We start from the raw sequence: 11361 nt of genomic DNA on the forward strand, positions 1-11361 counted from the left end.
CCATCATCGCAGCAATCGCCGGATCGCGCCCCTTTGATCATCCGTTCACTTCGCCGCGAGTTCGCGCGGGCGACGGTTCGCGGCCACCTGGACATACCGGCCGGGGCTCGTAGAGTCAGCCGTATGCGACACCCTGAGGTGCTCCTCGGCAACAGCGACGACGTATACGACTACTACCGGGCGCACCGGCAGAACCGAATCCAGGCGATGGGCGCCTATGCCCTGCTCGGCCGGCGCTACCGGCCCCGGATCAGCTATTCCGACGGCGCCGCCACGGCGATCCGGGACCTGATCCGGGCCCGCACCCCGCTGCTGATCGCGGTCAACCACCTCTCCCGTCTGGACCCCTACACACTCGCCGCCGCGGCCTGGCGCAGCGAACTGCGCCCCATCATCGGACGCACCCGCGTGCTGGCCAAGGACGAACTGTTCGAAGAGGAGAAACTGCGCCGCCGGATCGACATGATGGGCGGGATCCCGGTCTTCCGCAGCACCGACCACGGCCTGCGCGCGGTGAACGCGGCCGGTCAGCGAATGATGGATATCTGCGCCGAACGGCTGGCCGGGGGCGACAGCCTCGCGGTGTTCCCCGAGGGCACCTGCAACGACGTGGACCAGGCCCGGGTACAGCCGGTGGGCACGGGTATCGGGCATATCGCGTTCCGCGCCGGCAAGCTCGGTGTCCGGCCCGCACTGGTCTGCCTGGGTCTGAGCTACGGCAAGCGCACCGATCCCGCGGTGGAACCCACCAAGGACGAGGTGCGCTCGGCGAGCTTCCACTTCACGCTGCCGCGCACCGAACTCCCGGACCGGCCCGCGGAGATCACCCGGGTGGTCAAGGAGGATCTCCAGCGGGCCCTGGACGGAGCCGTGGCCGCGTACTGAACCGGCGCCGCGACCGCCCGGGCTATTGCGGCAGGTCCAGGCGGTCGCGGGCCCAGTGCGGGACCATCCGCAGGTACTGCGGGCGGGACTCGATGAAATGCTGGACCGTCCGGCACATCGGTAGCGCGCCGAGTCCGTCGGCGTACGTGGCGCGCAGGGCGGCCTCGATCAATTCGCGGGCGTAGTCCGGCCCGTCGAAACGCGGGTCGATCTCGGTGTGGACGAACGCGCGCTCGTCGACGGTGTCCTGGTACTCGGTGTAGCCCGCGACCTCGCCGTCGACCGTGATCTCGAAGCGTTCCAATGCGATGTTGTTGCGGACCTCCGTCGGCATGGCTCGACGTTACTCGCTCGCCCGGGAATTTTCCCTCGATGGCCGCCGATAACGGCGAGTCCGGTTGCCCACGGCGTCAGGACATCTCGATGATCGCGCGGCCGACGATCTCGCCGCGGGCCAGCGCCTGATAGGCGGCGTCGGCTTCGGCCAGGGAGTAGCGGCGGGTGATCACGTCCTGGGGACGCACCGTAGGCGCGGCGACCATACGCAGCAGCGCGGGCATATCGGTGCGGGCCTTGGCGCCGTAGGAGCCCCGGACCTGGAGTTTCCGGCGGACCAGGCGGGCCAGGTCGATTTCGCCGGTGGAACCGGCGGGCGCGATGCCGACCACTACGGCGCGGCCGCCGTCGTCGAGGATGTCCAGCGCGGTCGCGAAGGTGGCGGCGTTGCCCAATGCCTCGAACGCCACGTCCACGCCGTGGCCGCCGGTGAGTTCCCGGACCCGGGCCACCACGTCCTCGGTGCGCGAGTTCACGGTATGGGTGGCGCCGAGTTTCGCCACGGCGGACAGTTTCTCGTCGCTGATATCGATCGCGATGATCTGGGCGACCCCCGCCGCGGCCGCGAACTGCACGATCGAGGAACCGACGCCGCCGGCGGCGACCACGGCGATCCGGTCGCCCAGCCCGAGCTCGGCGTTGTGCACGGCGCCCAGCGCGGTGAACGAGCTGCATCCCAGGATCGACACCGCCTCCAGGCCCACCTCCGGCGGCACCACGAAGACATCGGAGGCCGGTACGACGCAGTACTCGGCGAGCCCGCCCATCGAGTACATCGCGAGCGGGGAACCGTCGGCCCGGCTCAGCCGGGAGGTTCCGTCGTAGAGGGTGCCGTTGAGCCGGTTGTGCGCGAAGAACTTCTCGCACAGATCCTCGGCGCCGCGCACACAGTGCCGGCAGTCGCCGCACGGCATGATGAAACTGCAGACCACGCTGTCGCCGACCGCGACATTGTCCACACCCTCGCCGAGTTGTTCGACCACGCCGGACACCTCGTGGCCCAGGACGGCGGGCGCCGGGAACTTCACCTCGGATTTGAGGACGTGCAGGTCGGTATGGCAGACCCCGCACGCGCTGACGCGCAGCAGGACCTCGCCCCGCCGCGGGACGGGGACCGGGATGTCCTCGATGACCAGTCGGGGGTCGGTTCCGTGGAAAACTGCCGCCTGCACGCGTCTCTCCTCTGCCGTCGGCCGGTGCACGCCGGGTCCGGGATTCGCCGGGTGCCCGACCACCGTCTCAGAAAACGGCGTGCCCGGTGCCCGGTTCGGCGTACGAACAGGTCACGGGATCACTCGGGCTCAGGCCGCGGCGAGTCCGAGACCGCCGGCGACGACGACCGGGATCGCGTAGAGCAGCGGGTACGGAATATGCGAATAGGCGTGGGCCCGCAGCACCGTCAGCACGGCGCCCGCGAAGTACAGGATCAGCGCGGTCACCGATACGACGGCGAGGGCGGGGACGAAGAGCCCGGCCACCAGGCCCGCCGCGCCCGCGGCCTTGGCCCAACCCAGCCACGGCCACCACGACTCGGGAACGCGGTAATCGCGCAGGTTGTCCACCACCCAGCCGGCGTGCAGCAGCAGCGCCCCGGCCGAGAAGGTGACCCACGCGGCCGCGAGCAGGGTGACGACGGTGTAGGCGAGCGACATCGGAACTCCTGGTGACGAAGTCTGTTTCGGGGACATCTGGATGACGACGCGGCAGGCGCGAATGTGACATCCGAGAAAGTGAGAGCACTGCTCTTGACTTTGTCGGCGCAGAGTGCGATCGTTGTTCACAACAGAGAGCAGCGCTCACAAGGAGAAGATATGACCGCCTCGACCCGTTACCTCGCTCCCACCGGCCTCGACCCGATCTTCAACCGGATCGTCAACGGGCTGCCCAAACTCGGGATCAGCATCGCCGGATCCCGTTTGCTGGCGGTGCGCGGCCGGAAATCCGGCGAATGGCGCAGCACCCTGGTGAACGTGATGACCGCGGCCGACGGGCAGCGCTATCTCGTCGCGCCGCGTGGGCATACGCAGTGGGTTCGCAATATCCGGGTGGCCGGCGGCGGCGAACTGCGCCTCGGCCGCAAGGTCGAGACCTTCACCGCGGTCGAGATCGCCGACGCCGACAAAGTGCCCCTGCTGCGGCTCTACCTGAAGCGCTGGGGCTGGGAGGTCGGCCGGTTCTTCGAGGGCATCACCAAGAACTCGACCGACGAGGAACTCGCCGGTATCGCGCCCGGATTCCCGGTGTTCCGGATCGAGCCGGCGGCCTGAGCGCGGCGCACGGCTCAGCCGCGGCGGGTCAGCAGGAACTCGATGGCGGCGGCGTAACCGAAACTGCCCATCCCGGCGACCACGGCAGCGGCGACGGGGGAGACGTAGGAGTGCCGGCGGAACTCCTCCCGGGCGTGCACATTGCTGATGTGCACCTCGACGATCGGCACCTCGGGAATCACCAGCGCGTCCCGCAGCGCGACCGAGGTGTGGGTCAGGCCGCCGGGGTTGATGACGATTCCGGACACCGTGCCGCGGGCCTCGTGGATCCGGTCGATCAGCGCGCCCTCGTGGTTCGACTGGAAATGCACGATCTCCCGGCCGTGCGCCGCGGCGGCCCGACGGCACAATTCGATTACATCCTCGAGGGTCTCCGACCCGTACACATCGGGTTGCCGGATGCCCAGTGTGTTCAGATTCGGCCCGTTGAGGACCAGAATCGGGCTGCTCGAGGTTTGCGGAATGGCGCCGTCAGACATGGCAGCAACCCTACCGACACCTCACCCGCGCGCCGAGGATTCTGAGCTACCGTGACGGGGTATCTCTTCGGGGACGGCGGAGTTGCGGGGTAACACCGCACCGCCTCGGATCGATCGGTAGCGTAGCTTCGCCGGGTGTCCGCGGACGCGACGGTAAACGATCATGGTCCACTTTGCGCCGAGTTGGGTACGGCCACAACTGCACACGGTGGGACCGGGTATGGTTTCGGGTTTGCGAGCAGTCGCAAGCAGGCATTTTTCAGGTACGGTTGTCTTGTTACCGAAGTGACAAGAGTGAAGAGTGGGCGACATGGATGTGTGGGGATCCCGCCGCTTTCGCTTCCGGGGCGCTCTTGCCCTTACGGGGGTGGCGGCTTTGGTAATAGCGATGGGATCATGCGGGACCGGTGCCGAGTCGACCGGCCCCGAGGCCGTCGTCGACCAATTCACCGAACTGCTCGACGAACGGGACCACGCCGCGGCCGCGGATCTCACCTCCTACCCCTCCGCCGCTTCGGCAACCCTCGAGCAAATGTTCGACGGTCTCGAATCCGGAACCGTGGACTACGAGAAAACGCAATTCATCGGGCTCGACGCGGAATCGGGAATCTTCAGTCTCGACGTCCACTGGAACTTCGGGGAGCGCAAGGACTGGTCCTACGGACTGGAAGGAACCATCCGCAAACTCTCCAACGGCTGGAAGATCTCCTGGGACCCCGGCGTGGTCATGCCACAGCTCGCGCACAACCGCACCGTGCAGCTCGTCCGCACCACCCCGGAGCCGGCGCCGCGCGTCGTGGACAACATCGGCAAACCGCTGATGACGCAGCAGGACATCAACGTCATCCAGCTCGATCCCGCGAAGATGCCCGACGTCGGCCGCTCGACCGACGACCTGGCCCGGGCCATCGAACCGGTGGCGCCGCTGATCACCGGCGCCACCCTGCGCGACAAACTGGCGCAGGCGGGCGGGAAGCCGATCACGGCGGTGAGCCTGCGCGAGGGTGATTTCGCGATCCTGGAACCGGAGATGGCGCCCATCCCGGGCGTGGTGATGAAGAAGGAGCCGCGGCTGATCGTCTCCGATCGCCGCGTGTTCTCCCCGGTTCTGGACGCCATGCACAACGTCTGGGAGGAAAGCCAGGACAAGCATTCCGGCTGGGGTGTGCAGCTGTTCGAGAACGGGCAATTCGTCAAACAGCTGGCCGGGTACCAGGGTCCGGCCGGACCCGATATCGCCGGAACCCTCGACCAGCGGCTGCAGCGCGCGGCCGAGGACGCGGTGGTCAGCGTGGGTTCGCCCGCCTCGATCGTGGTGACCCAGCCGTCCACCGGCGCCGTGGTGGCGGTGGCGCAGAACAACTATTCCAGCGCGCAGGGGCCGGTCGCCTTCACCGGGCTCTACCCGGCGGGCGGCGCCATGGACCTGTTCCGGGTGGCCGCCGGCGCCGCCAAGGGCAAAGCGCCCAAGGACGTCTCCGACCAGGAAGCCGTGGAGGCCGCGGCCCTGCTCGGTGTCGGGGTGGATTTCCGGGTCCCGGGCCTGGAGGAGGTCACCGGACGTCCCGCGGGCGCCGGCGGAGCCGAACCGGTGCGCCAGGGCGCCGGATCGGACGCGCTGCTGGTGAGCCCCTTCGGCATGGCGATCGCGGCGGCGGCCATCGCCAACGGCACGCTGCGGACCCCGATGATCGAACGCGGACGTCCCGGCGAGACCGACGCCCCGGTCGGACCGTTGCAGCCGCCGGTCGGCGACGCGCTGCGCGGCGCACTGCGCGACGGGATCAACGCCCCGCAGATGGCGCGGTTGCGCGGATTCCGCGATGTCGCCGGGTTCTCGGCCAAGGCCGGCGACGACGGCTGGCTCATCGCCAGCATGGGTGACCTCTCGTTCGCGATCCATATCGCCGATGTCGACAGCGGCGATATGGTCGTCCGGATGGGCGAGCGGATGCTGCAGGCCTTCGCGAAACCCGACGAGTGACCGCCCGGCCGTCGCGGTTCACCCCGGTGCGGCCGGGTTACTCGAAGCTGTGCCGGATCACCGCGACGCGATGACTCAGCGCAGGGCGCGGATGGCACCCCGCCAGCCGAGCAGGAACAGCGCCAGGACCAGACTCGCCACCACGATGAAACTCGCCGCGGTGCCCTGGCCGGAGACGACGCGCAGCAGCATCCCCACGACCAGGGTGCTCAGCCAGATCACGACACCGGCCGGCCACAGGCGAGTCGCGTCGAAGGGCTCCGCACCGGGGCGTCGGCGGTCCAGGAGTAGAACCACGAGCCACCCGACGGCCAGTCCGGCCACGAAAGGCCACGCGGTCCGCAGCAGTCCGGCGAGTATCGCCTCGTCGTGACTGCGGCGTCCGATTACGCAGAACAGCACCACGAGCAGCGTATCGGCGGCGATCGGCCCGAACCTTCTCACTCGGTGCAGCCTAGTAGCCGCACCGCCCGCCGGATCGTCGCACCCGCCGTCGTGAATCCGTGCCACGACCGCGCTCAGCCGTTGAGCCGGGAGAACTCCTTCTCGTACTCGTCGTCCTCGGCATTGCGGGTGCGGAACAGGAACGCGAAGACGATCCACCCGATGATCGCGATCAGCACGAAACTCACCAGCCGGTACACGAACGCGGCGGCCACCGCCTGGGCGGCGGGCAGGCCCGCGGCCGCGGTGAGACCGTAGATCAGGGTCGCGTCGACGTAGACGATGCCGCCCGGCGCGAACGGTATCGACCCGACCGCCTTACCCGCGGCGAACGCGATCAGCAGTCCGGCCCAGCGGGGATCGCCGCCGATCGCGTAGCAGGCCGCGCCCAGGCAGGCCACATCGGCGATCCGGTGCACCACCGCCCACCAGGTGACCCACGCACCGTCGCGGGTGCCCAGATCCACCGTCTCGACCTGGGCGAGCATCTCCCGGACCTTATCGGCGCCGGTATCGGCCGGGCGTTTCCGCAACCGGTTGACCAGGGCAAGCCCGCGTCGCAGGACGCCCTCGAGGGTGCCCGGATGCCGCGACGCGTAGTTACCGGCCCAGACCAGCGCCACCACGGCCGCCACCGAGAGAACCAGTTTCACCGGGCCCACATCGCCGCCGGCCAGTACCGTGCCCAGGACACCGAGCAGCGCCAGGCCCACGGCCGACACCACGCCGGAGAACACCAGCTGCCAGGACGCCACCACCGGGCTCGCACCCCAGCGCCGGGTCTGCCGGTAGGTGAACGCGGTGGAGAACACCTGCCCGGCCGGCAGGGTCACCGACATGGCGGTGGCGCCGTAGACGACCGCGACCGAGCGGTGCTGGCTCACCTCGACCCCGCCGGCGCGCAGCAGTTGTTTCTGGACATGCCCGAAACCGGTCATCGACAGCATTTGCAGCGCGATACAGGCCGCGACCCAGCCCCAGTGGATTTCGGTGAGTTTGCGCCACGATTCGTGGAGCCGCGGCCACAGGTAAAAGGCCTCGCCGATCAGGAGCAGCAGTACGACGGTTATCGCCAGCCATTTGATCCACCGGAATCTGCGGCGGCGATTCGCGGACCGCGCGGAATCCTCGCGATCGGGAGAATCCTCGGCCGGAGACACGGCGGCGGTATCCGCTGTATCTCCGTTGGCCGTCACGGGCCCAGCCTAATGGACACGACCAGGTGAAGTCCGTACCCTCCCTGTTCCGCCACGCCAAGGGGGGTAGCTGTCCGGGCCGCGCGACGAACCGGTCAGCCCTGGTTGGACGCGGTGCCGGGCCACGACAGCCGGGTTTTGCGGCGCCGGCCCCGCAGCTGTACCTCCTCGCCCGCCGTCCAGCGCCGCTGTTCGCTTTCCTCGGCGAAATACAGGGCCGAACCCGAGGCGAGCACCCGGCCCGGATGGTCCTTGGCGAGTTCGGTGAGCCGGGATGCCTCGTTCACCGGATCACCGATGACGGTGTATTCGAAACGGTTCGCCGCACCGATATTGCCCGCGACCGCGAGCCCCGCCGAAACACCGATACCGATATCGAGGCCGGAAATCGAGCGCAACGCCTCCCGCAGATCCCGCGCGGCGGCCAGTGCCGCGGTCGGGGCGTCCGGCCGGTCGAGCGGGGCGCCGAATATCGCGAGAGCGGCGTCGCCCACGAATTTGTTGACGAACCCGTGGTGGTAATCGATCACATCGACCACCACCCGGAAGAATTCGTTGAGCAGGCTGACGACCTCGGTCGGCGGGTGTTCGGCGGCGGTCGCGGTGGAGCCGACCATATCCACGAACAGCACCGCCACGAACCGGGTCTCCCCGCCGAGTTCGGTGCCGTAGTCGAGGGCGCGCTGGGCCACCTCGGCGCCGACGTGCTGGCCGAACAGTTCCTGCAGGCGCTGGCGGCTGGCCGCCTCCTCCATCATGCGGTTGAAACCGACCTGCAGCAGACCGATCTCGCTGCCGTCGAACACCTCGACCTGGACATCGCGGGCGCCGTTCTGCACCTGGTCGATGGCCTGGCTGAGCTGGCGGACCGGATCGGAGATGCTGGAGGCCGTGAGCATGGACAGCGCCAGCGCCTGCATGATCACCACTCCGCACAGCAGCAGGATCGAAACCGCCAGCGACTGTGCCGAGAACTTGACGTCCGACGATATCTGGGTGACGCACAGCAGCACGATGGCGATGGTGGGCGCGAAGGTCCCCATCCCCCAGGTCATGGCCATGCGGGTACCCACGCCCGGGGTGAGGGTGTGGTCGAAGCGTCCGGCGGTGAGCGCCTCGGCCGCGACCGGGCGCAGGATGCGCTCGCCGAGCATGTAGGTGAAACCGAACACGATGGTCGCGGCCATACATTCGCTGACGATCACGGTTCCGGCCAGCGCCGCGGTCTCGGAGATGATGTAGGCGCCCAGGATGCCGCCGCCGAGTATCCACAGCGCCAGATGCAGGATCGCCTGTCGCAGCGGAGCGTGCAGCGCCGCCATCTGTTCCTGCCGGCTGGGCGGCCCGCCGCGCACCTGCCAGCGCATCACCGGCCGCAGCATCAGGGCCGAGGCGGCCACGCTGAGTACGCCGCCGGTCAGGAAGACGACGGCCGGTAGCAGCAGGCCGACCTCGCGGGCGCCGGGCTGCTGCCCCTCGGGCACCGGCAGACCGTATTGGATGAACGCCCACACCAGCACCGCGCCGAACGCGTTCGCGAGCAGCATCGAGGTCAGATACAGGGGCCAGCGCGTATGCATGGTCTGTTTGACCGCTTCCAAGGGCGCTGACACGTGTACCAATCTAGCGTCCGGCGGCGACGCCCCGACGCTCCCGGGTTCGGGGGTTAGGCTCGCCCTCGATGACCGAGCCGAAACCCACCGCCGCCGACGCCGTGCACCCGATCGTCCGCCAGACCGCCGAATGGGCGTGGCGGCTGCTGGTGATCTTCGCCTTGGTCGGGGTGCTCGCGGCCGCGGTGCGGCGGCTGGACACCGTGGTGATCCCGCTGTCCATCGCCATGCTCGCGGCGGCGCTGCTCGCCCCGCTGGTCGACTGGATGCAGCGGCGCGGGCTCCCCCGCGGCCTCGGGGTGTTCGTGGCGATGCTCGGTTCGCTGGGCCTGGTGGCCGGAGTGGTGACCTTCGTCGTCGAACAGTTCGTGGTGGGCGTGCCGCAGCTGTCGGACGAGTTCACCAACAGCATTCACCAGGTGCAGGACTGGCTCATCAACGGGCCGATGCATCTGAGCGACGAGCAGATCCGCAATGCCGGCGACGCGGCGGTCCGGGCCATCCAGTCCAACCAGGACACACTCACCAGTGGCGCCCTCACCACTGCGACGATGATCGGTCATATCCTGACCGGCGCTTTCCTGACCCTGTTCATCCTCATCTTCTTCCTCTACAGCGGCTATCAGATCTGGGAGTTCGTCACCCGGATCGTGCCGCGGCCGCACCGCGAACGGGTGCGTACCGCCGGAGAACTGGGGTTCGGCTCGCTGGTAGGGTTCGTCCGGGCGACCGTCGCGGTGGCCGCCGTCGACGCGATCGGTATCGGCGCGGGTCTGGCCCTGCTGGGCGTTCCGCTGGCGCTGCCGCTGGCCTCGCTCGTGTTCATCAGCGCGTTCATCCCGATCATCGGCGCCTTCCTGGCGGGGTTCGTGGCCGTTTTCATCGCCCTGGTGACCAAGGGGTTCGTCACCGCGCTGATCGTGCTCGGCATCATCGTGGCCGTGATGCAGCTGGAGGGCCATGTCCTGCAACCGCTGTTGCTCGGGCGGGCGGTGCGGATCCATCCGCTGGCGGTGGTGGTGGCGATCGCCGCGGGTGTGGTGCTCGGCGGTATCGCGGGCGGATTGCTGGCGGTGCCCCTGGTCGCGGTGCTGAACACGGCGATCAGATCGCTGCTCGCCGACGACCCGGAGGAACTGCTCGCGGAACTGACCCCGGACGGTAAGGGGATCTATGTGGCCGAGCCGGATTCGCCCGAGCCGGGCGGTGATCCGGCGTCCGCGGACCCGGAGGCCGCGGGCCGGTTCGATTTCGCCGGACTGCTCGCGGGCGCACAGCGCCGGCTACCGCTCAACCGGACGGCCGAATCGGACGGCGAGGGGCCCGAACCGGACCCGGACCCGGAGGAATCCGGAGGTAAGCCGGGGTGAGGGCGGCCGCACCGGCCTGCCGCATCGGGGAATGCCCTGATGCGGGATCCGGGCGGAGCTGGGTAATCTCGGTGCTATGAACGGCCCCGATCCGGTATTCGACGGTGCGGGTTCCGGCGGCCAGGTCGGCAACCGGGACCTGCGTGTTTCCGATGCGGAACGGGAGCATGTGGGGGAACTGCTGCAACGCGCCGTGGGGCTGGGGATGTTGTCGCTGGGGGAGTTCACCGAGCGGATGGATACGGCGCTGGCCGCCAAGACCCGCGGTGATCTGAACTCGGTGCTCATCGATCTGCCCGGAGTGCGGCTCATCGGCGAACCCCCCACGCGCCGGCCGGAGCCGGGGCGGCCGGTACCGCTACCGCGGCCGCAACCGGGTGCCGCGCAATTATCGGCCGTGGTGCCGGGCGGCGCCATCCGGCCGCGGATGTCGGGAGTGAATCGGCGCGGTAACTGGCAGGTCGCGCCGTTGCTGCGGGTGAACAGCTGGCTGTCCGGCGTCACATTGGATTTCACCCAGGCGGTGATGACCACCCAGGTGGTGGAGATCCAGGTCGACGACTACGCCAGTTCGCTCACCCTGATCGTTCCGCAGGAGGCCACCGTCGATCTGGACGGCCTGGAACTGGTCGGATCCAGTGTCAACAACAAGGTGCGCAGCGGTCCCCCGATCGGGCCCCTGCATCTGCTGGTGCACGGGCGGGTCCGGTTCGGATCGGTCACCGCCAAACAGCCTTTCATGGCGCACTGGCGCCGGCTGCTGGGGCACTGAGGCAGGAGCGCCGCC

Annotated in this window: 12 protein-coding genes; 5 read left to right on the forward strand and 7 right to left on the reverse strand. The window is 68.8% G+C overall.

Going from position 1 to position 11361, the window contains the following annotated elements; all coding sequences use genetic code 11:
• The first annotated feature begins 123 nt into the window (after positions 1 to 123).
• A complete protein-coding gene (locus tag ACZ6SF_RS10100) occupies positions 124 to 885 on the forward strand; it encodes a lysophospholipid acyltransferase family protein (protein WP_466061703.1) in 762 nt (253 codons plus the stop codon).
• Between the two features lie 22 nt (positions 886 to 907).
• Here ACZ6SF_RS10100 and ACZ6SF_RS10105 read toward each other — a convergent pair whose 3' ends face one another.
• The 3 genes from ACZ6SF_RS10105 to ACZ6SF_RS10115 form a co-directional block, all read right to left on the reverse strand.
• On the reverse strand, positions 908 to 1219 hold the full coding sequence (locus ACZ6SF_RS10105) for a GNAT family N-acetyltransferase (RefSeq protein WP_466061704.1): 312 nt from the start codon (positions 1217 to 1219) through the stop codon (positions 908 to 910).
• Between the two features lie 76 nt (positions 1220 to 1295).
• Positions 1296 to 2393, reverse strand: a complete 1098-nt coding sequence (locus ACZ6SF_RS10110; RefSeq protein WP_466061705.1) for a zinc-binding dehydrogenase — start codon at positions 2391 to 2393, stop codon at positions 1296 to 1298.
• A gap of 129 nt (positions 2394 to 2522) precedes the next feature.
• Positions 2523 to 2873: a DoxX family protein gene (locus ACZ6SF_RS10115; RefSeq protein ID WP_466061706.1), complete on the reverse strand. Its 351-nt coding sequence runs from the start codon at positions 2871 to 2873 to the stop codon at positions 2523 to 2525.
• A 159-nt stretch (positions 2874 to 3032) separates the two neighbouring features.
• On the opposite strand from ACZ6SF_RS10115, the gene ACZ6SF_RS10120 reads away from it, so the two are divergent.
• Entirely contained in the window at positions 3033 to 3488 is a 456-nt protein-coding gene (locus ACZ6SF_RS10120) for a nitroreductase/quinone reductase family protein (RefSeq protein WP_466061707.1), read from the forward strand.
• A 14-nt stretch (positions 3489 to 3502) separates the two neighbouring features.
• On the opposite strand, the gene aroQ is transcribed toward ACZ6SF_RS10120, so the two are convergent.
• Positions 3503 to 3967 (reverse strand): type II 3-dehydroquinate dehydratase, encoded by a 465-nt coding sequence (gene aroQ, locus ACZ6SF_RS10125; protein ID WP_466061708.1) that lies wholly within the window; start codon positions 3965 to 3967, stop codon positions 3503 to 3505.
• A 388-nt stretch (positions 3968 to 4355) separates the two neighbouring features.
• On the opposite strand from aroQ, the gene ACZ6SF_RS10130 reads away from it, so the two are divergent.
• Complete coding sequence (locus ACZ6SF_RS10130) at positions 4356 to 5951, forward strand: NTF2-like N-terminal transpeptidase domain-containing protein (RefSeq protein WP_466061709.1); 1596 nt, start codon at positions 4356 to 4358, stop codon at positions 5949 to 5951.
• A gap of 75 nt (positions 5952 to 6026) precedes the next feature.
• Here the strand turns inward: ACZ6SF_RS10130 and ACZ6SF_RS10135 are convergent, their stop codons facing one another.
• The 3 genes from ACZ6SF_RS10135 to ACZ6SF_RS10145 all read right to left on the reverse strand — a co-directional run bounded on the left by ACZ6SF_RS10135 (position 6027) and on the right by ACZ6SF_RS10145 (position 9171).
• Positions 6027 to 6395: a DUF3054 domain-containing protein gene (locus tag ACZ6SF_RS10135; protein ID WP_466061710.1), complete on the reverse strand. Its 369-nt coding sequence runs from the start codon at positions 6393 to 6395 to the stop codon at positions 6027 to 6029.
• Between the two features lie 74 nt (positions 6396 to 6469).
• Positions 6470 to 7591, reverse strand: a complete 1122-nt coding sequence (locus ACZ6SF_RS10140; RefSeq protein WP_466061711.1) for a lysylphosphatidylglycerol synthase transmembrane domain-containing protein — start codon at positions 7589 to 7591, stop codon at positions 6470 to 6472.
• A gap of 95 nt (positions 7592 to 7686) precedes the next feature.
• A complete protein-coding gene (locus tag ACZ6SF_RS10145) occupies positions 7687 to 9171 on the reverse strand; it encodes an adenylate/guanylate cyclase domain-containing protein (RefSeq protein ID WP_466062244.1) in 1485 nt (494 codons plus the stop codon).
• A gap of 101 nt (positions 9172 to 9272) precedes the next feature.
• On the opposite strand from ACZ6SF_RS10145, the gene ACZ6SF_RS10150 reads away from it, so the two are divergent.
• Entirely contained in the window at positions 9273 to 10574 is a 1302-nt protein-coding gene (locus tag ACZ6SF_RS10150) for an AI-2E family transporter (protein WP_466061712.1), read from the forward strand.
• Positions 10575 to 10650: 76 nt separating this feature from the next.
• A complete protein-coding gene (locus ACZ6SF_RS10155) occupies positions 10651 to 11346 on the forward strand; it encodes a DUF1707 SHOCT-like domain-containing protein (RefSeq protein WP_466061713.1) in 696 nt (231 codons plus the stop codon).
• Positions 11347 to 11361: the final 15 nt, after the last annotated feature.

Source organism: Nocardia sp. NPDC049935 (assembly GCF_055586645.1).